Genomic DNA, 26075 nt, shown 5'->3' on the forward strand with positions numbered 1-26075 from the left:
CTCCGTTTCATTCGAAGAGGGGGTCACGCATGAAGTTGTCTCGCAGAGGGGTATTGCAGGGCGCCGCCGCGCTCGGGTCGCTCTGGGCCGTGGGGTGTGCTTCCACGAAGAAGGAGGGGAGTGAGGCGGCGAGGGCGTCCGCGCCGAAGGGCGGGAGCAAGCGCATCCTCATCCTCGGTGGCACGGGCTTCCTCGGGCCCCAGCTGGTGGAGGCGGCGCGCGCGCGGGGCCACACCGTCACGCTCTTCAACCGCGGCAAGACGCGGCCCCACCTCTTCCCGGACGTGGAGAAGCTGCATGGGGACCGGGATCCCCAGAACGGCGAGGGCCTGAAGGCGCTCGAGGGCCGCACCTGGGACGCCGTCGTGGACACCTCCGGGTACGTGCCGCGCGTGGTGCGCGCCTCGGCGGAGCTGCTGGCGCCCCACGTGGGCCACTACGTCTTCATCTCCACCATCTCCGTGTACAAGGAGCTGCCGCGGCCGGGCATGGACGAGGACTCGCCGCTGGCCACCGTGGACGACCCCGCCAACGAGAACGTCCGTGAGAACTACGGTGCCCTCAAGGCGCTCTGCGAGAAGGCGGTCGAGGCGGCCTTTCCCGGGCGCACCACCAACATCCGCCCGGGCCTCATCGTGGGCCCGGATGACCCCACGCAGCGTTTCACCTACTGGCCGGTGCGCGTGGCCCAGGGGGGCGAGGTGCTCGCTCCCGGCAGCGGCTCGGATTCGGCGCAGTTCATCGACGTGCGCGACCTGGCCGAGTGGACGATCCTCACCCTCGAGAACCGGGAGCTGGGCACCTTCAACGCCACGGGCCCGGCGAAGCCGCTCACCATGAAGGGGCTGCTGGAGGCCTGTAAACAGGCCAGCGGCGGCGACGCCACCTTCACCTGGGTGGACGCCGCCTTCCTGGAGAAGCACGGCGTGCGGGCGTGGATGGACATGCCGGTGTGGGTGACGCCCGGAGGGGAGATGGCGGGCATGAGCGCCGTCAGCAACGCCCGGGCGGTGGCGCGCGGCCTGAAGTTCCGCCCGGCGGTGGACACGGCACGCGACACGCTCACCTGGTTCAACGGGCTGCCCCCGGAGCGGCAGGCGGAGCTGCGGAAGCGGGCCGGCCTCCCTCCCAAGCGTGAGCGCGAGGTGCTCGCCGCCTGGCACCAGCAGCAGTCCGGCGTCGGCGCGGCCCACGCGCCCTGAGGGCGGGGAGCGGACAAAAAACAGGGGATGCCCGGGTTGAACCGGGGCATCCCCCATCACTCCGGCCTCGACTGCTCTGCCCTCCCCCTCCGCCGGGGCAGGAGTCGCCGGGCCGTCCACCTCGGAGCCGCGAGGTGCTACCAGCTGTAGATGCCACCCACATCCACGCCCAGGTCGAGCTCGTGGGCGTAGGCGGGCTCGAAGTGCTGCTCTCTGCTGAGCACGATGGGGGCCACCGCCAGCCGGGGTGAGAGTGGCCGGACCGCCGCGAGGCACGTCACCCCCGTGACCACCTCGCGCAACCCGTCCGTCACCCCTGCCTCTGCCAGCACCACCAACTGGGCGCGCTTCGCCCCCGCGAAGGACGCCAGCCGGGGTACCGTCAGCCGGTTGCCCCCATCGCGCTCGGACTGTCCGGCCATCGGAGATAGCCGGACCAGAGTCTTCATCACCGGCGCGTTCTGCTCCCCCCCCACGTGCAGCACCACCCCCGCCTTGCCGTTGCCCCGCCGCATTCCGTGGACCTGATGACGCGTCGCCTTCATGCTGTTCTCCAGCTCGCGCTGCATGGGCTCCCCTCCGTGTGGCACGCCCGTGAGCGAGATCGGTGACAGGCGGGGATAATGGCCAAGGTGCGCCCGGGAGTTTTCTTCGCGGACGCCAACCGGTTGCGTCAGGGCGCCAACCCGGGGCGGAAGCGCCTCGTGGGCGGGCCGGAGGGCGATCAATCTCACCCTGCGTGTCTGCCTGCCTGCTCTCCGAGCGAAGGGGCGGAGTGCTGAACGGCCTTGCAGGTGGGTGGGGGCGGCGGGGTATGGAACGATGTAGGCCGCGATGAGGATGGAATGAACATGGGTGACGGAGGAGGACGGGGCGTGCTGGCCGTGGTGGCGGAGAAGCCGGCCATGGCGCGCGACATCGCTCGGGCGCTGGGCGCTCGCGAGCAGGGCGACGGGTTTCTGCGCGGCAATGGCTACGTGGTGACGTGGGCCATTGGCCACCTGGTGGGGCTGGCGCAGCCGGACGAGATGCGGCCCGAGTGGAAGCGCTGGCAGCGCGAGCTGCTGCCGATGCTGCCGGGCGACTGGCCGCTGGTGGTGCAGGACAAGACGGCGAGCCAGTTCAAGGTGGTGAAGCGGGTGATGAACGCGCCCGAGGTGGACGCCGTGGTGTGCGCCACGGACGCCGGGCGCGAGGGCGAGCTCATCTTCCGCTACATCTACGAGGCGGCGGGGTGCCGCAAGCCGGTGAAGCGGCTGTGGGTGTCGTCGCTGACGGAGGGGGCCATCCGGGATGGCTTCCGCGCGTTGAAGCCGGGGCGCGAGTACGAGCCGTTGGCGGACGCGGCGAAGGGGCGGAGCCGGGCGGACTGGCTGGTGGGGATGAACCTGACGCGCCTGTACACGCTGGCGTGCGGCGGGGACATGCTCTCGGTGGGGCGGGTGCAGACGCCCACGTTGGCGATGGTGGTGGAGCGCGAGCTGGCCATCCGCGACTTCGTGCCCAAGGACTACCTGGAGATTGTGGCCACCTTCGGGCCTGCGGGCGCGGAGGGGCCGCGGGGGAGCTATCAGGGCACGTGGTTCCGTCCCGCGGAGCCGGGGAAGGAGAAGGAGTGGGACGCGCGTGAAGCCCGGCGCCTGTCCGCGGACGGCGAGGAGGCGGGGCGCATCGTCGAGCGGGTGAAGACGGGCCGCGCGGCGGTGGAGTCCGTCACCGCCGAGACGAAGCGGATGGCGGCGCCGTTGCTCTACGATTTGACGGAGCTGCAGCGTCACGCGAACCGGCTGTATGGCTACAGCGCCCAGCGGACGTTGGAGCTGGCGCAGGCGCTGTACGAGAAACACAAGCTGTTGAGCTATCCGCGTACGTCGAGCCGGCACCTGACCAGGCAGATCGCCGACACGTTGCCGGAGGTGGTGCGCGCGATTCGCGGGCCGTGGGAGGCGCTGCTGGCGCCGGAGACGGGAGTGCGCCCGTTGGGACGGCGCTTCGTGGACGACGCGAAGGTCGCGGACCACCACGCCATCATCCCCACGACGACGTCGCCGGAGAGCGCGAGGCTGACGCGGGAAGAGCGGAACATCTACGAGCTGGTGTGCCGGCGGCTGCTGGCGGCGTGGCACGAGGACTTCGTCTGGTCGGTGACGACGGTCATCACGGCGGTGACGTCGGCGCCGGAGGTGGACCGGTTCCACAGCGCGGGCACGATGGTGGTGCGCGAGGGCTGGAAGGTGCTGGACGTGGGGGGAGGGCAGAAGGCGCCGAAGCCGAGGGAGGCGGGGAAGAAGGGGAGCGAGGCGGAGGCGGAGGAGCCGGAGGACGAGCAGGAGTTGCCGCCGGGGCTGGCGAAGGGGCAGGCGAGGGTGGTGCGGGACGTGAAGCCGGTGACGAAGCGGACGAGGCCGCCGCCGCGGCTGACGGACGCGAGCCTGCTGACGGCGATGGAGACGGCGGGGCGGACGCTGGACGACAAGGAGCTGGCGGACGCGATGAGGGAGTCGGGGCTGGGGACACCGGCCACGCGGGCGGCGATCATCGAGACGTTGCTGGATCGCGGCTATCTGGTGAGGAAGGGGAAGTCGTTCGAGGCGACGGAGAAGGGAATCGGGCTGATCCGGGTGGTGCATCCGGACGTGAAGAGTCCGGCGATGACGGGGCAGTGGGAGGCGTGGCTGCATCGCATCGAGCAGGGCAGCGGGGACCTGGAGTCGTTCCTGAAGGGAATCGAGGCGTACGTCATCGAGGTGGTGGGCAATGTCCCGCCGAACCTCCCCATGCCGATGGTGGCGGCGACAACCCCCAGGACACCCACCCCCCCAAGAGGGCCAACAACCCCAAGAGGGCCAACAACCCCTCTCCCTTCGGGAGAGGGACGGGGTGAGGGTATCTCGGCTCCCAGGTTGAGCCCGCGTGAATCCCCTCTCCCTCTGGGAGAGGGTCAGGGTGAGGGTCAACCCCGTCCCCATCGCAACCAGGTCGCCACCGAGCCCCAGTCCCCACCGAGGAACACCGCGCGCCCGGCCCTGACGCGCATGTCCCCCGGACCCACTGGTCGTCCCGAGCGCACCCAGCGCCAGCCCACGAGGCCCTCCGAGCTGCGTGGCCTGCTCAAGCAGGTCTTCGGCTTCGAGGACTTCCGGCCGTACCAGGAGGCGGTGTGCCGTGCGGCGACGGAGGGCAAGGACCTGTTGCTGGTGATGCCGACGGGAGCGGGCAAGTCGCTCTGTTACCAGCTCCCGGGCCTGGCGCGAGCGGGGACGACGCTGGTCATCAGCCCGCTCATCGCACTGATGGAGGACCAGGTGGCGAGGCTCCAGTCGCTCGGCCTGGCGGCGGATCGCATCCACTCGGGGCGAGACAGAGCCACCTCGCGCCAGGTGTGCGCGGATTACCTCGAGGGGCTGCTGGATTTCCTCTTCATCGCGCCGGAGCGGCTCGGAGTGCCGGGCTTCGTGGAGCTGCTGGCCCGGCGCACGCCGGCACTCGTCGCGGTGGACGAAGCGCACTGCATCTCGCAGTGGGGTCACGACTTCCGTCCGGACTACCGCCTGTTGGGCGCGCGGCTGCCGATGCTGCGTCCCTCGCCCGTCATCGCGCTGACAGCCACGGCGACACCGGACGTCCAGCGCGACATCGTGCAGCAGCTCGGGCTCGAGGGAGCGGGAAACGCCCCCGCGCGCACCTTCATCCACGGCTTCCGGCGCACGAACATCGCCATCGAGGTGCGCGAGCTCAACCCGAGCCAGCGCTCCGACGCCATCCGTGAGCTGCTGGCGGACCCCTCGCACCGGCCGGCGATCGTCTACGCGTCCACGCGCAAGCACGCGGAGCGGTACTCGGAGGAGCTCGGAGCGGACTTCCGCACGGGCATGTACCACGCGGGCATGAGCGCGTCGGATCGGGACGAGGTGCAGACGGCGTTCCTCGGGGGCCGGCTGGAGGTCATCGTGGCGACGACGGCCTTTGGCATGGGCATCGACAAGGCGGACGTGCGCACGGTGGTGCACGCGGCGCTGCCAGCGAGCCTGGAGGGCTACTACCAGGAGCTGGGCCGCGCGGGCCGGGATGGGAAACCCTCGCGCGCGGTGCTGCTGCACTCCTTCATCGACCGGCGCACGCACGAGTTCTTCCACGAGCGAGACTACCCGGAGCCCTCGGTGCTCGAGCGCATCTACCGGGCGTCGCGCGAGGAGGCGGAGCCGAAGGAGTCGCTGGCGGCGCGGGCGCGCGTGGCGGTGGACACCTTCGACAAGGCGCTCGAGCAGCTCTGGATTCACGGCGGCGTGGAGATCAGCCCGGACGAGTCGGTGCGCCGGGGCAAGCCGGGCTGGGCGGCCTCGTACGCGGCGCAGCGCGAGCACAAGCACTCCCAGCTGGAGCACATGGCGCGCTATGCCGAGTCGCACGGGTGCCGGATGAAGCACCTGGTGGACCACTTCGGCGACCTGCAGGACACGGGCGCCGAGTGCGGCCTGTGTGACGTCTGCGCGCCCGACTCCTGCGCGACCCTGCGCTTCGGCGAGCCCACCGCCAGCGAGCTGCACGCGCTCGGGCGCATCCTCGAGGCGCTCCACGAGCGCGACGCGCAGGCCACCGGCCGGCTCCACCGCGAGCTGTTCGGCGAGGCGCTGCCCCGGCGCGACTTCGAGCGGCTCCTCGGGGGGCTGGTGCGTGCCGGGCTGGTGCGCCTGTCCGAGGACACCTTCGAGAAGGACGGCCAGAGCATCACCTTCCAGCGCGTGTCGCTCACGCCCGAGGGCCGGCGCACGCGCGAGCCCGCTCCCGGCCAGGTGCAGCTGCCCCGGCCGCCGGACGAGGCCCCCGCGCGCAAGCGCCGGGGCTCGCGGGCCAAGGGCACCCGGGCGGAAGGCGGCCGCAAGAAGGCCTCGCGCCGCAAGGAGTCCGCCTCCGGAGGCAGGAAGAAGCGCCAGGCCCTGGCGCGGGCCGAGCCCGCCTACTACGCGTACGAGGCGCAGGACGAGGCACGCCCCTCTCCGGCCCCTCGTGGCCGGGAGGCGCTGACGCGGGCCCTGGAGCGCTCGCGGCGCAGCGGGGAGACGTTGGGCGTGGGTACGCCCTCGCCCCAACTCGTGGAGGCCCTGAAGGCATGGCGGCTCGCCGAGGCCCGCCGCCGGCGCGTCCCCGCCTTCCGCATCCTCACCGACAAGGTGCTCGGGGCCATCGCCACCGCGCGTCCTCGGGACGGCCTGGCGCTGCAGCGCATCCACGGCGTCGGCCCCAAGCTGGCCGAGCGCTACGGCGAGGCCATCCTCGGCCTCGTCGGCCGCATGTCGTCCTGAATCGCCCTCCGCCAGGGGGGGATTCGGTTTTCCGCCGACAGAACAGTTTTCCAGACGGGAGTGCCTTCACCTGCCGTCGGGAGGCTCCGCGCCGAGGGCATGTCTTGGCTCGTTTCCTTGCGCCGTTTGCCAAACAATAATGAGCGCTTCGGGAATCCAAGTGGGCCGATGAGAGGGGCGGCAGGAACGGACGGAGGCCACATGAAGAACGCGGTGGAGAAGCGGCTGGGCTGGCTGCACAACCAGTGGGTGGAATTCGCGCAGGCGCCTGAGGCGCGGTTGTTGCGCTGGTTGGTGGAGCCGAGCGAGGCGCGCATGGTGGAGGCGTGGCTGAAGAAGGAGGGCGATGAGCGTACGGGGGAATGTCCTGATCTCTTCCTGCGCTTCGACATCCCTTTCGTGCAGCCGGAAGCGTATGGGCTCGAGCTGCGCGAGATGCTGGTCGCGATGGTGGCGGAGAGCCAGGAGGAAGTAGACCTGGGGCGGGTGGCACCCGGGCAGTCGGGGGCGGAGGTCTTCTTCAGCGCCTGTGAGGCGCTGCAACGCCATTACGCGTCCGTGTGCGAGGTGCTGGCGGTGGTGCTGGTTCCGGGCCAGGTGTCGGAGGTGAAGGCGTGGCGGCAATGGCTGCAGAAGGCGCTGGCGTCCCCGCACTCGCCGAAGGTGCGGGTGGTGGTGCTGGATGACGTGCGGGTGAGGGTGTTGGAGCCGCTGGCGCAGGCGGAGCCGACGCGGATCAAGACGATGGTGGCGGACCTGGACATGCCAGGGGCCATGGAGGAGGTAGCGCGTGGAGCGGCGGGTATGGATCCGGCGGGCGGGCGCTACCGGGAGTTGCTGGTGCGGCTGGGCGCTGCGGCGGGACGCGGCGAGCTCCATCAGGTGACGCGGCTGGGGGAGGAAGCGGTGGCGTTGGCGGCCGGACAGGGCTGGTCGGCGCTGGTGGTGGCGGCGCGTTGGGCCATGGGAGCGGCACTCCTGGTGGCCAGCAAGCCCACGGAGGCGTTGGAGCATTACCGCAAGGCGGAGGCAGTCGCGATGGAGGCCGAGACCAGGGGCGAGGCCCAGGGAGCCGAGTTGCGGCTGAAATCCCGCATGGCGATGGGGGCTGTGCTGGTCACGAGGCAGGAGTGGGCGGAGGCGGCCGTGCTCTATGAGGAAACGGCGCCCCTGGCGCGAAAGCTGGCGGATGCGCGCCTGGAGCTGGAGTGCTGGCGCATGGCGAGCTTTTGCCGGGAGTCCATCCAGGAAATGGACAAGGCCTGGGAGAGCAGTGAACAGGCCTGGAGCCTAGGGCTGGCGCTCGAGCCCGAGGCACGCGCCTCCTCGACGTTGCCCTATGTGGCGGAGGCCCGGGTGCGGCTGGGCCGGGCGCGCCAGGGGGAGGCCGCCGCGCGGCGGCTGGAGTCCGAGGCCGAGTCGCTCCTGGGCAACGATTGGCGGCCGGATGTCCAGGCCGCGGGAGGTCAGGCGGCATGATGCCCGCGGTCAAGCACCTGGATCCGGTGTTGGGAATCGACATCCATTTCATCATCACCCCCCCGGGGGCGGTGGTGCCCATTCCCCACCCGCATATCGGCATTGTCTTCGATCCGTTCGACTACATCCCCATCATCGGCGCCACGGTGTTGGTCAACGGCTTGCCGCGGGCGCAAGCGGGCACGGGCGGGGTGACACTGCCTCCCCACTTCCCCATTGGAGGCGCCTTCGCCAAGCCGCCCGGCAACGAGAACGAGACCTTCATGGGCAGCTCCACCGTCATGGTGGACGACGAGCCCTTCACCTACATGACGCTGCCGGTGCTGAGCTGTCAGGACATCGGCATGCCGTCGCCGCCGCGCAAGAAGGGGCCTGGGGCCAAGACGCTGCTGCTTCCCACCTCGATTGCCCTGTCCATTCCAGCGGGACCCCCGGTGGTGGTCGGCGGGCCTCCGACGATTTCCTTGTCAGGGCTGATGATGAAGCTGGCCCTGGGCGCATTGCTGAAGGGCTTGAAGAAGCTGCGCGGCCTGCAGAAGGCCAGCCGGAAGATGAGTGACGTGTCCGACCGCATCCACAAGGCGGCGAACAAGGTCATGGACAAGGTGGGGCTGGGCGAACGGGCGCGTGATCGGATCCACAAGGCCATCTGCACGCTGACAGGACACCCGGTGGACGTGGTGACGGGGCGGGCGGTGACGGAGGCGGTGGATTGGGAGTTGCCGGGGCCCGTTCCGCTCAAGTTCGAGCGTCACTACTCCTCGAGCCTTTGCGGACGCGATTCGGCGGTGGGCCATGGCTGGAGCCACTCGCTGGACCTGGCGGTGTGGGAGGAGCAGGGGAAGGTGGTGTTCCGGGCGGAGGATGGGCGGGAGATCGAGTTCGATGTGAGCCAGTTCCCCCGGCAGCGGGCGCCCCTGGGCGAGGCGGTGTATGAGCCGATGGACCGGCTGACCCTGCGGCGCATGGGGGAACTGCAATGGAGCGTGGAGCAGGCGAACGGGCTGGTGCACGAGCTGCGCTTCGTCGGGGGCGAGGACCCGGGGCTGTGCCGGGTGACGCGCACGCGCAACCGGGCCGGGCACGCCATTCATTACGAGTATGACGGGCACGGGCGGTTGGAGTGGGTGGTGGACAGCGCCCGGCGGCGGCTGCGTTTCGAGCATGATGTCCGGGGGCGGCTGGTGAGGACCTGGCTGCCACACCCCACGCAGCCGGGCCTGGTGCCCTACAACCGCTATGGGTACTCGGAGGCGGGTGACCTCGTGGAGGCCTACGATGCGCTGGGGCACGCCGCCCGTTATGAATACAGCGGCCACCTGCTGGTGCGCGAGACCGACCGCACGGGCCTGAGCTTCTATTTCGAGTACGACGGCCAGGGCGCCGAGGCCTGGTGCGTGCACACCTGGGGCGACGGCGGCATCTTCGACCACCGGCTCTTCTACAACAAGGAGAGGGGGGTCACCGAGGTCACCAACTCCCTGGGCCACACCACCACGTACTACTCCGATGGGCGCGGGGTGGTGGTGAAGGAGGCGGACCCGCTGGGCAATTGCTGGCAACGCGAGTTCGATGATGCCCTGCGCCTGGTGAAGGAGGTGGACCCGCTCGGCAAGGCCACCGTGTATGAGTATGACGAGCGCGGCAACCTCACCAGCATGGCCAAGCCGGATGGCTCGAAGCTTTCCGCCAAATACAACGAGCTGGGTCTCCCCGCGGAGCTCCACGATGCCTGCGGCAATGTCTGGCACACCCGCTATGACGGGCGGGGTCTGCCCATCGAGCGCACGGACCCGCTCGGTGGCAAGACCCGGTACGAGTACCGTGAAGGTTTGTTGTCCGCGCTCATCTTCTCCGCCAGGCTGCGCGTCGACGTCGTACGCGATTCCCAGTGGCTCATCTCCCAGGCCAGGGTCGCAGGCCGCGTCCTCTTTTCTTGCACCAACGACCGGTTGGGCCGCCCCAGCCAGATGGTGGACCGCGAGCAGCGCACCTGGCTGCTGAAGCGTGATGCGGCGGGGCGGCTGTATCAGGCCGAAGTGCCCGGTACCTCGAACATCACGCGTTTCTCCTACGATGAGGAAGGGCAACTCCTGGAGCTGCGGGAGAACGGGCGCCTGTCACGCTTCGCCTACTCCGGTTTCCGAAAGCTCGCGAGCCAGGAGGATTCCGGGGAGACGATCCGCTTCCACCATGACACGGAGGGGCGGCTCCTCCAGGTCATCGCGCCCACCGGCCAGGTCCATTCCCTGCTGAGGGACGCGTGTGGCCGTGTCGTGGAGGAGCGGGGCTTTGATGGCCGGAGCCGTCGCTTCACCAGGGATGCGATTGGCCGGACGGTCCGCGTGGAGCTGCCTGGTGGCGGTTGCCGCGAGCTCGTGAGGGATGCGGCGGGCCGTGTGTTGAGCATCCAGTACCCGGATCGCAGCGTCGACGAGTTCGCCTACCGCGCGGATGGTGTGCTCATCGAGGCACGTAATGCCACAGTGAGTGTGCGGCGCGAATTCGATCCTCTGAGACGCCTGCTCAAGGAGTGGCAGGGAGATGATTGGGTGGCCTCCGAGTATGACGAGCTCGGCCACCGGACATCCGTGAGTTCCTCATTGGGCGTGAGGCAGGAGTGGGTGCGCGATCCTTTCGGGCACGTCCATGCCGTCCAGGCCCAGGGAGAGTTCGGGAGCTGGCAGACTCGTTTCCGGCGCGATGTGGCCGGGCGTGAGGTGGAGCGCAGACTGCCCGGAGGCGTGGTGTCCAGCTGGGAGCGTGATGCGTTTGGGCTCCCCTTGCGTCAGCGCATCCACGTAGGAGAGCAGGAGGTCTCCCAGGTGGGCTACCGCTGGCAGGGCCAGCAGCTGGTCGGCCTGGTGGATGCGCTCGAGGGGCTGACGTCCTTCCAGTACGACGCGCGCTCGCGGCTGGTGGCCGCAAGACGGCCGGATGGCACCCTCCAGCACCGCGCCGCTCCGCCACTGGACGCGCTGTTGCGGACCCTGGCGCGACCGGGTCCAACGCCCTCCCCGGGTGATGAGCCGCTCCCGGGTGATGGCCCCCGGTTCCAGTATGATGACCTGGGCAATCTCGTGGAGAGACGCGACGCGGATGGCTCGCGCTGGCGCTACGAGTACGATGCCGCGGGGCTGCTCAGGGAGGTCGTCCGGCCGGATGGCGCCGTCGTGAGCTTTGCCTACGACGCGCTGGGCCGGCGAGTGCTGAAGAGTGGAACCCGGGGCGAGGTGCGTTGGCTCTGGGATGGTGACAACCCTGTCCATGAGCTCGGACGGCAGGAGCCGATGACCACCTGGCTTTTCGAGCCCGGGCGCCCGGCTCCTCTCGCCAAGCTCCAGGGAGACAAGCGCTACGGCATCCTCACCGATCATCTGGGCACTCCCTCGGCCCTCTACGACGAGGGGGGCCACCTGGCCTGGAAGGGACGGCTCGACATCAATGGCGCGCTGCGGGCCGAGGTGGCTCAGACCCGCTGCCCCTGGCGCTGGCCCGGCCAGTACGAGGACGAGGAGACGGGGCTCCATTACAACCGCTTCCGTTACTATGACCCCTCGACCGGGCAATACATCAGCCAGGATCCCATTGGCCTGCTCGGGGGTCTGGACCCGTACGCCTACACGGATGACCCTCTCACCTGCATCGACCCCTTCGGTCTGGATGACGGGCACCACACCGTTCCCCGCAGGCTGATGGAGATAATGGAGGATAAGGGCCTGCTGACCGAAGATGTGCGCAATGCGTTGGATCCTACTCGACGTACGGGGACCGTCATGCTCGATCGCACAACCCACAGCAATGTCCATGGGGCGCTGTCCGGCTTCCTCAAGGAGCGCTACCCCGGGCTGGAAATGCGCAATGGCTACCAGCATGGCTCTGACTGGAATGAGTACCTCAACCGCATCGAAAACGAGGGCAAGCTCAGTCGCAGTACCATCCTGGGAGACCTGGAGGACTTCTATCACAGACACCTGGAAACGAAGGGATTGGTGGACGCGAAGAAGCTTGATGAATTCAAGAAGGGGTTCGATCACGATGCGGCGAAGATCAAAGCGTGCTCATGAGCAGGTGGTCGTGAAGGCACAGAGGAGAGGGTGACCATGGCGAATGAAATGCCCTGGAAGCAGGTGGCCCGCGATTGGAGTCCCCTGGAGCGGCGCGAGGACGTGAGATCGGAGGATTGGGTGCGGTTGGTTCCCGTGGTGGGACCTGAACTGGCCGAGCTCGGACCGGCGAAACCCGTCCCCCTGGACGCGGATGGAGTTCCCCTGCACGCACGCGAGCGCCCCATCGATCGCAAGCTGACGCCTTTGCATGACCTGATGCAGCCTGGGGCAGGCCCGGACCTGGTGTGCTCGGAACGGCTCGTGCGGGCGTTGGAGTCCTCTGGCGCCACTGGGTGGACGGCCACGCTCGTGCCGCATGTGACCCCCAACCGTGTCGCGGGCCACCGGCTCTACCGGCTGGATACCGAGGGCCATACCGGGCCGCTGGTGGACACGCAGCTCCGCCTCAACAAGCTCAACCCACAGACCTTCCATCCCCGAGGCACGGACGAGCGGCTCAACGGCATTCCGCTGACGCCCGTCCGCTTCGATGCGCGAGGGTGGTCCGGGCACTCCGTCTGCTGGTCTCCGTGGTTCAACGGGCCGCGAAGCTGGTGGCGAGCCCTTCTCGTCCGGGGAGATGTCTTCCTGGCCCTCCAGAAACATCTCGAGACCCTGGTGCTGCGCATCGATCGGGTGAGCTGGGAAGGGGAGGCGCATGCTCGGCCAGTGCAGCCCGGCCACCGGCAGGGGCCGCAAGAGCCACCGCCCGAAGCGCCCGGCCTGGAGGAGGTGCTCGCGCGCGTGGAGGGCGAGGCGGAGCGTTACCAGCACACGTTCTCCGCGGGGGCCAGTGATGCGGAAATCGCTCAGGACTTCGGCCGGTTGGGATTGACCCCTCCCGAACCCTTACACCGATTGCTCGCCCGGCATAACGGCGCCCGCCTCTTCCAGGGCGCCCTCGTGCTTCATGGGGTGGGCGCACAGGGCTCCCTGGTGAGCAGCAACGAGGAACTGGTGCAATACCCATGGTATCGCCGTGAGCCGGGTTGGGTGGTGTTCGCCGAGGCGGCGGGAGGGCAGGTTCTCTGGGCAGTGGATGCACGGGGACATGTGCGTGGTCTGGGGCGTGATGAGATCGTCTACGGTCCAGATGCCCCCTTGCACCAATGGTTCTCGGATCAAGTGGCGGACCTGCGCTATGCGTGGGACCACGACGGGCAGCTGCCCTGGACCGAGCGCGTCCTGCGCGGTTGATGCGCGTGCTCCTCTTTCATTCGAGAGGGGAGAGTAAGAGGGCTCCCAATGTACTTGGGAAGGGTCGACACCGATTTCAATGGGCTCGTGTTGTTCGATCCCTCCGCGCTGCGCCAGCACCATGGGGGCAGGATCCGCGAGGGGACGGATCTCTTCACCCGCTATGTCTCCACTGATGAGGGCGATGAGGTGCTCTCCAAGGGCCTCATCGTCCCGGTGCTGGCGATCGATGACGCTGGCTACGATATTGCTGTCCGCTTGGCCTCGGAGTCCTATGCGCCACCAGGTGAGGTGTTGGTGGAGAATGGCAAGTACGCCCTCCGGGTGGTTGCGCGCCTGGTCGTCGCGGACCTGCTCGTGCTCAAGGAGTGGAGCAACAAGTTCGAGTCCTGGAAGGAAACGGGAATAGACCCTGGAGTCTACGCCGTGACGGTGCGTGGCTTCAGGAACATGGCGATGAAGGGGCGCAAGAGGCAGCTCGTCCAAGCGGGTTATGAATTCGTGCTGGAGCCCAAGCGGAAGCTCCCGAAGGTCTCCGCCAATACAGGCACGGACATGAGGGTGCTTCGGCTCGACTGACCAGGGTGGAAGTCATTCCTCATTCGCGTCCGGCTCCTCGCGGAGAACCGGGCTTGATACGGACCTGGCTGTTGCATCGCCTCAAGCCCCATATCCCGGTGAGAGGGTACAGGAGCACTTCGTGATGCGAGTTGTGGAAAAGTGGGGACCCCATCTGGAGCAATCCGGGTGGATTGCTGTTCCGGGCGATGCCGCCGCCCCGCACCTCTTTGGTGGCAGTTCATGGCGGATCCTGGGAGGAGCGGAGTCGCCTCCCGCGCCGTGTCTGCTGCTATCCCTGGACCTGAAGGCGCTGCCGGAGTCGTCCCTTGTTGGAGTCTCCCAGCTACCCTTGGTCCTCTACCTCAACTGCGATCTGGGCAAGCAGACGCAGGAGTACCAGTTCGACGTGCGGACAAGGCGGATCGACTGGCTCGCTGGCGATTGTTCCTCTGGGCATCCGTTCGGCCTTGAGAATCGGATTCCTGAGCCACTACCAGAGCGGTGCGTATCCCTGCGTCCCATGCAGCCGGAGGAACTCCCCGGAGATGAAGAGCGTTACTGGTCGGCTTGCGACAACTTTTTGGGGGGAGCGGGATTCCTGCGAGTCCTGGGGGCGCCCGTCTGGCTGGCGGAGCCGCTGGAGGCTGTCTGCGTCTGCGGGCGGCACATGCGGTATGTTGCCAGCCTGGGGTATGAAGTATCTGGCGAACCCTCGGTTTTTCTTGAAGGTGAGCAGGTGCTCTTCGTAGGGGAGATGGCTTTCTATTTCTTTCTCTGCGCGGACTGCCGCCGGGTGCGCGTCCTGTCCCAGCCATCCTCGTAATGCGCGAGGTGTCTTCTGGTCTTGCCGATGTGCCTCGCGCCCTGCTCCTGAGCAGCGGCAGCGGCGGATCGCGGGCTCAACGTTTCGGTCCGGTCAGCGTTTGGGGCCGTGGGAGAGACAGCGCGGATGCATCGGCCGCATGTCGTCCTGAGTCGCACAGCGCCGCCGTGTGTCTCTTTTCAAGAGGGGGAGTGGCGGAGGTGTTTTTCTTTATGAGAAAGTGAGCAGTGTCTTCCGACGAGGGCAGCGCTCCGCCTCCGGAGCCGCTTTCCTGGCAGGGCGCCGATGAGGTGCCGAAGGGACGGTCATGCCGCCGGAGAAAGTGGTGTTCGCCACCGCCGTCGAAGCCCTGTTCGTCCGGGCCCTCGGGGGCAACCTGTCGAGCCTCGCGCGGCGGCGGCTGCGCGAGGCGGGGTTGGACCTGGAGAAGCCGTTGGCGGTCTCCTATCCGCTCGACGACTGGAAGACGTTCGTGCACGTGGCCTCCGGGGCCCTCTATCCGCACCTGGAGCCCGTCGAGGCGCACTGGTGGATGGGCATCCACTTCCTGGAGGGCTACCTGCAGACCTTCACGGGGCGCGTGGTGGCGGAGCTGGCCCCGGCGCTCGGCCCCCGGCGCATGCTGGAGCGCATCGGCCAGGACCTGCGCAGCGGCAACAACTTCAGCGAGGTCGAGCTGGTGGGGCACTCCCCGCGCCACTGCGAGCTGTGGATGAATGACGTCCTCGACGACGTGCCCTCCTTCGCGGCGGGCTTCATCCTCCGGGCCCAGCAGCTGGCCGGCGCGCGCGGCGTGCACGTGGACGTGGCCTCCTACGATGGCACCGCGTGCACCTTCGACATCCGCTGGCGCGAGGCCCTCCCCCAGGCCGCCAACGGCTGAGTCGCCGCGGGCCTACAGGTACGGCGACAGCAGCCGGGCCACGCCGTCCCGCAGGCGGATGGGCAGCGGCCGTGCATTCAGCTCCTCCAGCGTGACGAGCCGCGAGCGCGACAGCCGCTCCTCGATGAGCGCGTCCAGCTGCGCCGCCAGCTGCGCGTCGTAGCACTCCACGTCGAACTCGAAGTTGAGCCGCAGCGAGCGCGGGTCCCAGTTCGCCGAGCCCACGAGCGACCACACCCCGTCCACCACCATCAGCTTCGTGTGGTCGAACGGCGGCGCGGTGAGGAAGAGGCGGCTGTTGGAACGCATCACCTGCCACAGCTGCGCGATGGAGGCCCACTGCACCACCGGGAGGTTGAGCTTCTCGGGCAGCACCAGGTCCACCCGCACGCCCCGCAGCGCCGCCACGTTCAGCGCGGTGATGAGCGCCGAGTCCGGCAGGAAGTACGGCGTGACGATGCGCACCGTGCTCCGCGCGCATGCCAGTGCCCCCAGCAGCGTCAGGCGCAGCGTCTCGAAGTCCTCGTCCGGGCCATCCGGAATCCCCCGCGCCATCACCGGCCCGGCGGGCTCCAGCGGGGGAAACCACGTCTCTCCGTGCAGGCGCTCCTTCGTGGTGAAGGCCCAGTCCTCGGCGAACGTCTCCTGCAACTGCCCCACCACCGGCCCCTCCACGCGGAAGTGCAAATCCCTCGCGTCGCCGTGGCCCGGCAGGAAGTGCTCGCGGATGTTCATCCCCCCGGTGAAGCCCACCCGGCCGTCCACCACCAGCAGCTTGCGGTGGTTGCGCAGGTTCATGAAGGGCAGGCGCGCCGGTATCAGCAGCGTGGGCAGGAAGCGCGCCACCCGCACCCCGGCGCGGCGCAGGCGGCCGGTGATGGGCGGCCAGTCATAGCGTGCCCCCAGCGCGTCGATGAGCACGCGCACCTGCACCCCGCGCTCCACCGCCCGCCCCAGCGCCTCCACGAACCGCCGGCCCGCCGCGTCGTTGTCGAAGATGTAGCTGCACAGGGAGATGGAGGTACGCGCCGCCTCGATGGCCTCCAGCATGGCCGGGTAGGCGCCCGCGTGGGCCTCCAGGGGCACCAGCTTGTTGCCCGGCAACAGCGGCCGGTAGCGCACCACCTCGTCCACCAGGCGGACGAGCGAGGCCAGGTGCGCCGCCGGGGGCGCCTCCGCCGCGAGCTGCTCCGGGGTGCAGGGGGCCACCCGGGGCCTGGGGGGGAACTGGCCGTGCTCCTGGCGCAGGGTCAGCGAGCGGGCCCGGCGGCGGATGCGGTTGATGCCGAGCATCAGGTACAGCACCACCCCCACCAGGGGCACCAGCCACACCAGCCCCACCCAGGCCACCGCCGCGCGCACGTCCCGCTTGCGCAGCACCGCGTGCCCGGTGGCCAGCAGGTTGGCCATCACCGTGAACGCCGCCGCCACGTGGGGCCAGGCCTGCAGGAGCAGCGATTCCAGCGTCATCCTTCCTCCGTCCGATCCTCGGGCCGGGCGTGAAGGTCAATATGTGCATGCTCCGGGCCCGGAAGCGGGCGGGGAAGGGGGCTGTCCGTCCAGCATCCTTCAGAGTGACCCCGGAGGTCATAGACTGCACCCCATGCAGCCCCTGCCCGACGCGCCCCTTCCCGACGTCACCCGCTTCTTCCACCCCGTCCTCCCCGCCCGGAAGCTGAAGGACAAGCCGGTGCGGGTGGAGCTCGCGGGCCGGGCCTATGCCCTCTTCCGCGATGCCGAGGGCCGCCCCGCGGCGCTCGCGGATGCCTGCCCCCACCGCATGGCCCCGCTGTCCGCCGGCCGCGTCACCCGCGAGGGCCAGCTCGAGTGCCCCTACCACGGCTGGCGCTTCGACGCCGACGGCCACGGCCGCAGCCCCAGCCAGCCCGACCTCAAGAAGTGTGACGCGCGCGCCTTCCAGCTCGTCGAGCGCTTCGGCTACCTGTGGCTCTCCGCGCGCGACACGCCCCTGTCCGCCTTCCCCGACTTCGCCCCCGAGGGCTTCGACTTCAACGGCGCCTTCTCCATGCTCTTCCGCGCGCCGCTGCACGTGACGCTCGACAACTTCAGCGAGGACGAGCACACCCCCTTCGTCCACACCCGCCTCGGGTGGAACCGCTCCCAGGCGAAGGACATCTCCTTCGAGGCCCACAACCACGAGGACCGCACCGAGGTGCGCTACCGCGCGCCCCAGCGGCCCTCCTTCCTCATTCCCCTGCTGCTGCTGCGCAACGGCGACTTCTTCCACAACCACTGGGTGACGCGCTTCGATCCGGTGCGCACCGACTACACCATCACCTGGACGGGCCCCGCCGGCGAGCAGCGCCCCTTCACCAACCGCGCCATCATCTTCTTCGTGCCGGAGACGGCGGCCACCACGCGCCTGCACACCTTCTCCTTCGGCCAGCTCCACGACGCGCGCCTGCGCCCGCTACTGCCCCTGGTGCGCCGCGCCGCGCTCGTCCTGAGCTGGTACGAGATTCGCGACGACGCCCGCTTCATTCCCCTGGTGGCTCACACCCCCTACAGCCTCAAGGGCATGCGGCTGGGCAAGTACGACAAGCCCCTCATCCACCACCGCAAGCTGCTCGAGCGCATCTACTTCGCCGGGGGCGACGCCTCCTCCCCGCCCACGCCCCTGCCGCTGCCCGAGGCCGCCAACGGCTGAGCGCCCCTCCGCCCCAGCGGGCGCCTCCCACGGGGTGCCCTGTCCCGCGACAGTGCGTGTCCGATTCCCGGACAGTGAAGTGGTTGCGGCGTAAATGGTTGAAATGCTTAATGTTTGAGCGCGAAGTGTAACGCGCCTTGGCAATCGTGAGGCCGCACCTGGAGTGTTTCCGCACCAACTCAATTCGTGAGAGTCCAGCCAGGTCCTTGAAATGACAAGAGTCTGCCTTCCTGGCACGGCGGGTGCTCAAGGGAGGGGAGCGAGGCCGCGGCTGGTAGCCCAGGCGGCCACGTCAAACCCCCACGTCGTTCCCGAAAGAGGAAACCCCCATGCGTAAGCTTTCCATGGCGTTGCTGGCTGGTGTGGCTCTCGTTGGCTGCGGTGGTCCCGAGGCCTCCGAGCAGAAGCTCCCCACGTTCGAGGAGTTCCAGGCCTCCGCCATCCAGGACGAGGGCGACGTGTTCGTCGTCAACGGCGACGAGGCCGTCGAGGGCGTCGAGGGCCTGCGCGCGTACTATGACAACTACGTGGCCAACGGCGACGTGGGCGCCACCGAGGGCGGCCTGGCCGTGTACTACAGCGGCGGCGACATCAAGTGGAGCAGCACCACCGCGCGCAACCTCACCTACTGCGTGAGCTCCTCCTCCTTCGGCACCCGCTACAGCACCGTCGTGAACGCGATGAACAGCGCGGCCGCGGCCTGGGAGGCCACCGCCAACGTCAACTTCATCCACTCGAGCAGCTACGACTCCAACTGCACCGCGTCCCAGACGGGCGTGCTCTTCGACGTGCGCCAGACCACCGTCACCAGCTACCTGGCGCGCGCGTTCTTCCCGAACTCCAGCCGCTCGGCCCGCAACATCCTCATCAGCACCAGCGCCTTCGGCAGCATCTCGCCCTGGACCCTCACGGGCATCCTCCGCCACGAGCTGGGCCACACGCTCGGCTTCCGCCACGAGCACACCCGCCTGAGCTCCACGGGCTGCTACGAGGACTCCGCCTGGCGCGCCCTGACGTCCTACGACTCGGCCTCCGTCATGCACTACCCCCAGTGCAACGGCACGCAGACGGGCGACCTCGTCCTCACCAGCCTGGACAAGACGGGCGCCCGCGCGCTGTACCCGTAATCCCTCCGCTCTCATGAGCTGACGAAGGGCCGGGGATGCACGCCTCCACGTGGGGCGGGGCGTCTCCGGCCTCTTCGTTTTTCACGCGGGCGCGGAGGACTCCTCGCGCAGCTCGTGCGACTCGAAGTGGATGAACGTCTTCACGTGGTCCTCGTCCTCGATGTCGAGGCACGCGAGCTCCCCGCTGTCGCTCTCCTCGGCCCAGACGTGCACCGGGCGCAGAATCCGATGGGTGAGCTCCTCGCCGGGAGGGCCCACCGTCACCTCGATGGCGCCCGCGTCGCTGCCCTTCTCCTCGACGGAGATCTCCACCAGCGGCAGGTTCCAGGCCACCGTGTGGTCGCCTGGCTCCGGCCCCTCGGCGTGGATGCGGACCTGCTGGTCGCGCTCGATGGTGCTCAACAGGAGGAGGTAGTCGGCCCACCCCTCCCGGGGAATCTCTCGCGTGTGCTGCATGGCGCACCTCGGCGGAAGGCGGGAGGACTCACTTGCCCTGGGGCGCGGCGGCCCCCGGGAACAGCTCCACGGTGGTGGCCTCGTAGTGGCCCTCGTCCTCGTCATAGGCGGCGCGCACCTGCATGCCCTCGCGCAGCTGCGTGCGGGCCGCCTGCTGGCCCTGGCGGAGGAAGCGCGTGTCGTCGTCCAGCACGAGCGTCATCGTGGTGCCGCCCCGGTCCCGCACCGTCATGCTGCCGGGGGCCGTCTTCGTCACCGTGCCGTAGATTTCCTGGTCCGCCAGGTCCTTGTGCATGGCCATTCGCTCCTCACGTGTCCCAAAGCCGATGCTTCCAAGGTGGGCAGCCGGAGCGGGCGCGGCCACGGGGAAGCGGGTGGGGAGCGGAGCGGACGGGCCCGTCCGGAGTGCGGACATCCAGGCGGGCCTCGGGCCCTCGAGGGGAGGGCGGGCCACGGCCCGGGGAGACAACCGCCCCGCCCCGCCTCTCACAGGACAGGGGGCGGGGCGGTGGGGACCGCGGATTACAGCGTGGGGTAGCCGACGACGTTGCCGCAGTAGGCGCTGGAGCCGCAGGTGGTGCCCTTGCTGGTGTACCAGGCGGACTTGCGGGTGCCGTACTGACGGTTGTCCGCGTGCACGTGCGCGCCCGTGGAGTTACCGGTGGAGCCGACCAGGCCCAGCGCGCAGCCGTCGCACGTCTTGGAGCCGGAGCTGGCGTTGGCGTTGAGGTGCAGCTGACGGAAGTCCCAGCCGCTGGCGCCCGTGACGACGTAGTAGTTGCCGGCGCCGCCGTTGCACGTGGTGCCGCCGCTGCAGTTGGCCGCACAGCCGCCGTAGTAGGCGTAGTAGCGGCTGCCGGCGATCATCGCGCGGTGGTTCCACTCGCTGCAGGTGCCGTTGCTCATGTCGAGCGCGGTGTGGCTGCTGCCCGAGCACGAGTAGTACGTGGTGGAGCCCACGCGAGCGGCGGTGTCGCAGATGGCACCGTTGGCGGTGGCGGCGCTGGCCACGCCAGCGAAGCCCGCGACGAGCGCCGCGGCGGCATACATCATGTTCTTCACGTTCATGCTTCCTCCTGGGGGATTCACTGCGGGGGGTACTGCGTTGAGGGCGTTCTCGGACCGCTACTTGCGGATCCGTTCCTTCTCCCGGAGCACCAGCGTCCACTCCTGGAGCCCGCGCCGCAGCACGGTCTCCCAGGCGTCGATCTCCGGGTCGAGCGCGGGCGCCACACCGCGCAGCGAGCCGAGGGTGGGCAGCGCGCCGCTCAGGCCGAGCCGGGCGATGCCCTGCAGCGCGGCCTTGCGCACCGCGGGGTCCTTCTCATTGCGGTACAGCTCGACGAGGGAGCTGGTGGCGCCCGGGGCCTCGGCGCCCGGCACGCCGCCGAGCGCGCTGGCCGAGGCCGCGCGCAGGGTGGGGCTCTCCGCCTTGAGCTGGCCGGTGAGCTTGCGCACCGTCTCGGAGCCCACCTGCTCCATGGACACCTCGCGCAAGAGCTTCGCCGCCACCTCCGGGTCCGGCGAGGCCAGCGCGGTCTCCACCGCCGTCTCGGACACGGTGCGGTCATGGCCGGAGTACACCGTGGCGTCCTCCGCCACGAGGTTGCCCACCACCGCCTCGCGCACCTCGGGCGAGGCGTCGCGGATGAGCTGTGCGTACGTCACCGTGTTGCCGTTCCTCGCCAGCGTCTCCACCGAGCCGGTGCCGCGCAGCCCGCGCACCGCCGCCGCGCGCGTGGCCGGGTCGGCGTCCTGCGACGCCCGCTTCAGCAGGGGCTGCAGCGCGGTGGGGTCCTCGGTGAAGCCCGCGTGGGTGGCCAGGGCCGCGCCCAGCGCCTCCAGCACGGCCGGGTCCCTCTCCTGCTCCACCGCCGCGCGCAGCTCCTCCGGCGGCATGGCCCGGGCCGCCTCCTTCAGGTGCTGCAGCAGGTACTTGCGGTAGGCGGGCGAGCCCGTCTTCAGCCCCGCGCGCAAGTCCTCCAACATGTTGCTGAACGAGCACGTCACCCGCTCGATGGGGAGCTTGTCCTGGGCGCCCGCGGGGGCGGGCAGCAGCCAGGCGGCGGCGGCCAGCAGCGCCATGCGCCAGGTGGGAGTGCGGTATCCGTGAGCCATGGACGTCGTTCCTCGAGAGTGCACGGGGCGCATCAGTGGGGCGCCCCTTCTTCCATCAGGCAGTCGTGGCGCTCCTCCACCCCCAGCCAGATGCGGGCGAAGTCCACCGTGCCCTCGGCGTAGAGCCGCTGGAAGTTCTGGAGGTCCGCGGCGAAGCGCGGGTCTTGCGCGGCGAACTGCCGCAGCAGCGGCAGGGCGTTGGGGCCGGCGGCCCGGACGGCGAAGCGGAAGAGGGCCCAGCGCACGCACTCGTCCTGCTCGGTGGGGAAGGCGTTGCGGTAGGCCTCCAGCGCCTTCTCCGGCTCCTCGGTGACGGCGAGCCGGAAGGCGGCCATCTCCCGCACGTCCCGCTCCCGGTCCGTGGTCATGATCTTACTGAGCCGGTCGATGGAGTCCCCGTCGAGGATGGGGTTGGAGTAGCTGGGCATCTCCAGCGCGAGCAGGCGCACGGCCATGTCGTCGGACTTCTCGCTCAGGTCCATCAGCTCCTTCCAATACGGGGCGAAGGTGCCGGTGCGCTCGAAGTCCTCCTTCATCACCCGGCCGATGGTGCGCGTGGCCAGCCAGGACGTGGAGTCCAGCGACTCGTCCAGCGCGAGGGCCTTCACCCGCTGCAGCTGGGCCGGGCCCAGGCGCTTCTGCGTGTCCAGCGCGTCCAGCACGGCGCCCCGGTTGATGAGCAGCGCGCCCTTGTCCTCGCCAATCTTCAGCAGGGCATCCACCACCTTCGGGTTGTGCACCGCGTCCGAGGCCTTGAGCGCCTCGATGTAGACCCCGAGGTACGGCGCCGGGGCGCCCTCGGCCCAGGCCACCACCTGGAGCGCGCGGTTCACGTCGCCGCCGATCAGCTCCGTGAGGCGCTCCTGGAGGTAGCCCGCGAGGTAGCGATCCGGCCCCGCGACGGCGGCCTCCAGGGCCTGGCGGAAGTTGTCGAACGAGAGCGTCCTGTCCAACTCCCCCAGCCCCTTCCAGCACAGGGGCATGGGCAGCAGCTCCTTCGCGGGGGGACGGGGCTCCTCGGAGCCCGTGGGGGCGCTCCCGGAGGGACGTGCGCCGCTCCGGGCGCCAGAGGCCGCGGACGTGGCGCTCGCGGACGCCGAGGACTCCTCGCGCGGCGAGGAGGACCGGCCCGACAGCAGCGCCGCCCCGAAGATGATGAGCAGCACGGCGCCCAGCAGGACGCCGACTTTGGTAGATGTGCGATCCATGTCGTGAACCAGTATTCCTGGTATCACGAGAAATAATTGGACTTCAAGAATTTCTCAAGGAACGAGGGAAAAATGCCCCACCATCCGCGCTACGCCCCGTCGGTGTCGGGCATGTCGAGCTCGCTGTACTCCGCGCTGGCGGAGCGGCTGGCGAGCAGGTCCGGGGAGGTGTACCCGCTGCACGTGGGGGACACGTGGATGGAGCCGCCCGAGGGCTGCCGGATGGAGGACTTCCGGGTGGCGGAGCACCCCGGGATGCACCGCTACGCGCCGGTGCAGGGGATGCCGGGGCTGCTGGAGGCCATCGTCGAGCGGGTGCGCGCGAAGACGGGGGTGGCCACGGAGCGCTCGCAGGTGCTCGTCACCACGGGGGCCACGGGGGCGCTGGGGGCGATCATCGGCGGGCTGGTGGCGCCGGGCGAGGAGGTGCTCATCCTCGCGCCGTACTGGCCGCTGATTTCGGGCATCGTCACGGCGTTCCATGGGAGGCCGGTGCCGGTGCCCTTCCTGGACTGTGAAAGCCCGGAGGCGCTGGTGGCGGCGGTGCGCGAGCGGCTCACGGAGCGCGGCGTGGCGCTCTACCTCAACACCCCCAACAACCCGTCGGGGCGGGTGTTACCGCGGGCGTGGGTGGAGGCGCTGGCGGAGCTGGCGCGGCGCGAGGGGCTGTGGCTGCTCTCGGACGAGGTGTACGAGGACTATGTGTACGAAGGCGAACACACGTACGCGCGTGCGTTGGCGCCGGAGCGGACGCTGTCCTCGTACTCGTTCAGCAAGGCCTACGGCATGGCGGGCAACCGGTGCGGCTACGTGGTGGGGCCCGAGGAGGCCGTGGCGCAGCTGCGCAAGGTGAGCACGCACTCCTTCTACAGTGCGCCCACCGCCGCGCAGCTGGCCGGGGAGCGCGTGCTGCGAGGGCCGGGAGACGCCTGGGTGGCCATGGCCTCCGCGCGCTACCTCGACACGGGGAGGAAGGCGGCCGCGCGCCTGGGGGTTGCGCCTCCGCAGGGCAGCACCTTCCTCTTCCTGGACGTCTCCGCGCACCTGGACGAGAAGGGCCTGCCGGGGTTCCTGGAGCGGTGCGTCGAGCGCAACCTGCTGGTGTCTCCGGGGCCCAGCTTCGGACCGTTTCCGCACCACATCCGGCTGTGCTTCACGTGCTCGCCGCCCGAGGTGGTGCTGCGCGGCGTCGAGGTGCTGGCGGGACTCCTGGGCCGGTAGAGGAGGGCGCGGGTTCCCCTCTGGTATCCGCCCGGTACATCCGCGTCGGCTCCACTGGAGGGGACTTCCACCCGACCGTCAAACTTCCGAAGATGGAGCCATGCCTTCCATCCATTTCATCTGTCGTGATCGACTCAACCTCCACCGCGTTTCCGATGACGGCGAATACGAAAGCGGGAACTGGGGTGTCACGGCAGCCGATGCCGAGAAGCTCATCGGAGGGATGATTTACCTGCACAACACGAAGTCCGAGCGTTCCTACTTTGGCGGCAGGATCAAGATGGCCCGCCCCGTGGTCACCGACGATGCCCGCTCCGTTCGGTTCGTCTTCCGCTTCGAACCGCTCCAAGACGCCAGAGAGGTTCGCTGGACGGGGGCTGACCACGGCATGGCTTGGACGAGTAGTGTGGTGGAGGACTAACGGCAGAGGATCGTTCGCCATGGCCGGGGGCATTCACCTCATTCCCTGAAGCTCGTTAGTTTCTCTCCAGCGGCCCTGGCGAGTTCATAGGGCATCACCCGGAGTCCCTGACCGGCCTACACCCTCCCTTCCCCTTTGTGGGGTGGGCATGGTGAGGCCGGTTTTTCGTTCCCCCAGGGGAAGCCGTGAAGGGCTCCCCCGGGGCACCGGAGGGGCCTTGATGGGCGAACTACCAGAGCCCGTTACGGCCACCCGCGAGCTTCTCCATCCGGTTCATCAGCTTCATGGCGGGGGACTCCGCCAGCTGGTTCATCAGCTTCATGGCGGGGGACTCCGCCAGCTGGTTCATCAGCTTCATGGCGGGGGACTCCGCCAGCTGGTTCGCCAGCTTCATGGCGGGGGACTCCGCCAGCTGGTTCACCAGCTTCATGGCGGGGGACTCAAACACCGCAGTCATGCTCTCGATGGCTTCCGAGAGCGATGGGCTCAAATGGCGCAGTTCCTTTGGCCGAAGCTGGTTCGTTCCAGGTGGTGGAGGACTCGCGGGGGCCTCCTCACAATGGGTGGACTTGGCGCGGACGTGCATCAGCGCATCGTGGTACGACCCACCGTTGCGAGCCTTACGCTCACGAGCCAGCTTCTTCGCTTTCTTATTTCCGTTCACAGTTGGACTCCTTCGGGCATGGCAAGGCCAGAGGTCCGTGCACCGCGCCTGCCGCCCGTCAGGGGCCGCAACAACCATCCGAGGACAGAGTCCCCTTAGCCCTTTGAGTAGGCTCCGCACGGGGAGCCAATAAGGGTTAGGCGTGGATGCGACGCCCGTAGGATTCACTGTTGATCGGCTTCAAACCCGTGTCAACTGCTACGGCCCCAGGAGCCTCTGAAGGGCCGACCCGCTACCCCCCCACCCCCGGGGCCCCGAAAGAGGCCCAGCGGGGCGCCTGGGAGAGTCTGGAGGGGCAGCAAGGGGGAGCCCGGATATAATGCGCCAATCGCGAGCGACGCAGAGGGCACGCAATGCCGAGAGCCCCGAAGAACTACCTACGAGGGAACCCGAAGCTTCCTTGGGAAGAGTACGAGGGGCAGGTCAAAAACGTGCTGGAGTCCTCAGGTGGGCGGGTGAACCTTCGTGTTAGAGGCAAGCGCACCCTCAAGACCGGAGATGCCGAGTACTGTTACCGAGCACGCTGGATGAGGGAAAAGCGGGCCAGAATGAGCGAGCTGGGTGATGGGCAGGCTCCCCGTGAGCAGGGGTATCCCATCACCGAGACTGGAAAGGTGAGGCACGTTGGCTGATGG

20 protein-coding genes are annotated in these 26075 nt (G+C 69.0%); 12 read left to right on the plus strand and 8 right to left on the minus strand.

Annotated features, from left to right (window positions below):
- Nucleotides 1-29 precede the first annotated feature (29 nt).
- Nucleotides 30-1202 carry an SDR family oxidoreductase gene (locus tag AC16DP_RS43410; protein ID WP_329733974.1) on the plus strand — a complete coding sequence of 391 codons (1173 nt, stop codon included), beginning with the start codon at nucleotides 30-32 and terminating at the stop codon, nucleotides 1200-1202.
- A 137-nt stretch (nucleotides 1203-1339) separates the two neighbouring features.
- On the opposite strand, the gene AC16DP_RS43415 is transcribed toward AC16DP_RS43410, so the two are convergent.
- On the minus strand, nucleotides 1340-1771 hold the full coding sequence (locus AC16DP_RS43415) for a hypothetical protein (RefSeq protein ID WP_329733975.1): 432 nt from the start codon (nucleotides 1769-1771) through the stop codon (nucleotides 1340-1342).
- A gap of 282 nt (nucleotides 1772-2053) precedes the next feature.
- On the opposite strand from AC16DP_RS43415, the gene AC16DP_RS43420 reads away from it, so the two are divergent.
- The 7 genes from AC16DP_RS43420 (at nucleotide 2054) to AC16DP_RS43450 (ending at nucleotide 15557) form a co-directional block, all read left to right on the plus strand.
- The gene (locus tag AC16DP_RS43420) at nucleotides 2054-6505 is read left to right on the plus strand and encodes a DNA topoisomerase 3 (protein WP_329733976.1); all 4452 of its coding nucleotides are present in this window, start codon (nucleotides 2054-2056) and stop codon (nucleotides 6503-6505) included.
- Nucleotides 6506-6706: 201 nt separating this feature from the next.
- On the plus strand, nucleotides 6707-7984 hold the full coding sequence (locus AC16DP_RS43425; RefSeq protein ID WP_329733977.1) for a hypothetical protein: 1278 nt from the start codon (nucleotides 6707-6709) through the stop codon (nucleotides 7982-7984).
- Complete coding sequence (locus tag AC16DP_RS43430; RefSeq protein ID WP_329733978.1) at nucleotides 7981-12051, plus strand: DUF6531 domain-containing protein; 4071 nt, start codon at nucleotides 7981-7983, stop codon at nucleotides 12049-12051. The genes AC16DP_RS43425 and AC16DP_RS43430 overlap by 4 nt, the downstream gene beginning before the upstream one ends.
- Nucleotides 12052-12087: 36 nt before the next feature.
- Complete coding sequence (locus tag AC16DP_RS43435) at nucleotides 12088-13290, plus strand: SMI1/KNR4 family protein (protein ID WP_329733979.1); 1203 nt, start codon at nucleotides 12088-12090, stop codon at nucleotides 13288-13290.
- Nucleotides 13291-13338: 48 nt separating this feature from the next.
- On the plus strand, nucleotides 13339-13869 hold the full coding sequence (locus tag AC16DP_RS43440) for a hypothetical protein (protein ID WP_329733980.1): 531 nt from the start codon (nucleotides 13339-13341) through the stop codon (nucleotides 13867-13869).
- Between the two features lie 121 nt (nucleotides 13870-13990).
- Nucleotides 13991-14674 (plus strand): hypothetical protein, encoded by a 684-nt coding sequence (locus tag AC16DP_RS43445; RefSeq protein WP_329733981.1) that lies wholly within the window; start codon nucleotides 13991-13993, stop codon nucleotides 14672-14674.
- A gap of 307 nt (nucleotides 14675-14981) precedes the next feature.
- Complete coding sequence (locus AC16DP_RS43450; RefSeq protein ID WP_329733982.1) at nucleotides 14982-15557, plus strand: DUF2378 family protein; 576 nt, start codon at nucleotides 14982-14984, stop codon at nucleotides 15555-15557.
- Between the two features lie 12 nt (nucleotides 15558-15569).
- On the opposite strand, the gene AC16DP_RS43455 is transcribed toward AC16DP_RS43450, so the two are convergent.
- Nucleotides 15570-17027: a phospholipase D-like domain-containing protein gene (locus tag AC16DP_RS43455; protein ID WP_329733983.1), complete on the minus strand. Its 1458-nt coding sequence runs from the start codon at nucleotides 17025-17027 to the stop codon at nucleotides 15570-15572.
- A 133-nt stretch (nucleotides 17028-17160) separates the two neighbouring features.
- On the opposite strand from AC16DP_RS43455, the gene AC16DP_RS43460 reads away from it, so the two are divergent.
- Both AC16DP_RS43460 and AC16DP_RS43465 read left to right on the plus strand, forming a co-directional pair.
- On the plus strand, nucleotides 17161-18225 hold the full coding sequence (locus AC16DP_RS43460; RefSeq protein ID WP_329733984.1) for a Rieske 2Fe-2S domain-containing protein: 1065 nt from the start codon (nucleotides 17161-17163) through the stop codon (nucleotides 18223-18225).
- 329 nt (nucleotides 18226-18554) lie between these two features.
- Nucleotides 18555-19352: a M57 family metalloprotease gene (locus tag AC16DP_RS43465; protein ID WP_329733985.1), complete on the plus strand. Its 798-nt coding sequence runs from the start codon at nucleotides 18555-18557 to the stop codon at nucleotides 19350-19352.
- An 81-nt stretch (nucleotides 19353-19433) separates the two neighbouring features.
- Here the strand turns inward: AC16DP_RS43465 and AC16DP_RS43470 are convergent, their stop codons facing one another.
- The 5 genes from AC16DP_RS43470 to AC16DP_RS43490 form a co-directional block, all read right to left on the minus strand.
- Entirely contained in the window at nucleotides 19434-19808 is a 375-nt protein-coding gene (locus tag AC16DP_RS43470) for a DUF5335 family protein (protein ID WP_329733986.1), read from the minus strand.
- 28 nt (nucleotides 19809-19836) lie between these two features.
- Complete coding sequence (locus tag AC16DP_RS43475; protein ID WP_483957065.1) at nucleotides 19837-20103, minus strand: hypothetical protein; 267 nt, start codon at nucleotides 20101-20103, stop codon at nucleotides 19837-19839.
- A gap of 227 nt (nucleotides 20104-20330) precedes the next feature.
- Nucleotides 20331-20876, minus strand: coding sequence for a peptidase M23 (locus tag AC16DP_RS43480; protein ID WP_329733988.1), 546 nt, complete (start codon nucleotides 20874-20876; stop codon nucleotides 20331-20333).
- A 57-nt stretch (nucleotides 20877-20933) separates the two neighbouring features.
- Nucleotides 20934-21926, minus strand: coding sequence for a HEAT repeat domain-containing protein (locus AC16DP_RS43485; protein ID WP_329733989.1), 993 nt, complete (start codon nucleotides 21924-21926; stop codon nucleotides 20934-20936).
- A 32-nt stretch (nucleotides 21927-21958) separates the two neighbouring features.
- Nucleotides 21959-23134, minus strand: coding sequence for a HEAT repeat domain-containing protein (locus AC16DP_RS43490; RefSeq protein WP_329733990.1), 1176 nt, complete (start codon nucleotides 23132-23134; stop codon nucleotides 21959-21961).
- Between the two features lie 72 nt (nucleotides 23135-23206).
- Between AC16DP_RS43490 and AC16DP_RS43495 the strand changes: the two genes are divergently transcribed.
- Nucleotides 23207-24355 (plus strand): pyridoxal phosphate-dependent aminotransferase, encoded by a 1149-nt coding sequence (locus tag AC16DP_RS43495; protein ID WP_329733991.1) that lies wholly within the window; start codon nucleotides 23207-23209, stop codon nucleotides 24353-24355.
- Nucleotides 24356-24455: 100 nt separating this feature from the next.
- Complete coding sequence (locus AC16DP_RS43500) at nucleotides 24456-24776, plus strand: hypothetical protein (protein ID WP_329733992.1); 321 nt, start codon at nucleotides 24456-24458, stop codon at nucleotides 24774-24776.
- A gap of 229 nt (nucleotides 24777-25005) precedes the next feature.
- On the opposite strand, the gene AC16DP_RS43505 is transcribed toward AC16DP_RS43500, so the two are convergent.
- Entirely contained in the window at nucleotides 25006-25233 is a 228-nt protein-coding gene (locus AC16DP_RS43505) for a hypothetical protein (protein WP_329733993.1), read from the minus strand.
- Nucleotides 25234-26075: the final 842 nt, after the last annotated feature.

The organism is Archangium sp., assembly GCF_057119385.1.